This is a genomic window from Micromonospora aridisoli (assembly GCF_056150025.1).
This window is the reverse complement of the sequence record NZ_JAXCFK010000108.1, coordinates 1-578: the sequence shown is the minus strand read 5'-3', so window position 1 is coordinate 578 and position 578 is coordinate 1. Positions and strand designations below refer to the sequence as shown.

Annotated in this window: 1 protein-coding gene; it reads left to right on the top strand. The window is 31.8% G+C overall.

Features of this window, described 5'->3' with window-relative positions; translation table 11 throughout:
* Positions 1 to 352 precede the first annotated feature (352 nt).
* The coding region (locus tag SM447_RS29600) for a hypothetical protein (RefSeq protein WP_474576155.1) at positions 353 to 578 on the top strand (226 nt) is incomplete at its 3' end.

Here is a 578-nt window from a genome sequence, read left to right as displayed (position 1 = left end):
AAAAAGTAAAAAAAACAACAACTAAACAAGAATACCTCCCTACAATAACATAGTAAAAAGTGAGCGAAACAAAATAGTACCAAAGCTATTCTGAGTTATGCATCTCATCAAATCATCTCATCAAAACGTAAGCTCTTGCGTTCCTCAACAAAAAGTAAGCTAATATCCTATTTCTTCAAAGTAAAAAAACAATATAGAGGTGGTTAACATTTTATTAAAACATCATAAATAATTCCCAAAAGCCATCAACCACAGCATTAACCACCTTAATACAATCTATACATTCAAATTAAATAAAAGATTTACGAAAATAAAAACTCATAAGTTTGTAGTTTTGTAAAAAATAGTTCTCATGAAAAACACATACACTTTTCTTCTACTCCTCTTTTTAACCTATACTGGGGTCGCACAAATTATTTATCAGGACAACTTTGAATCGGACAATGGTAATATCAGTGAAACGACGGGACTATCCTCCAATGTTAATGCTGGAATTTTTACGATCACTGGAAATGGTAGCGCAGGAAATTACTCTGCTGTAAAATACACAGTTCTATCTTCTGGAGGTACATCTACGA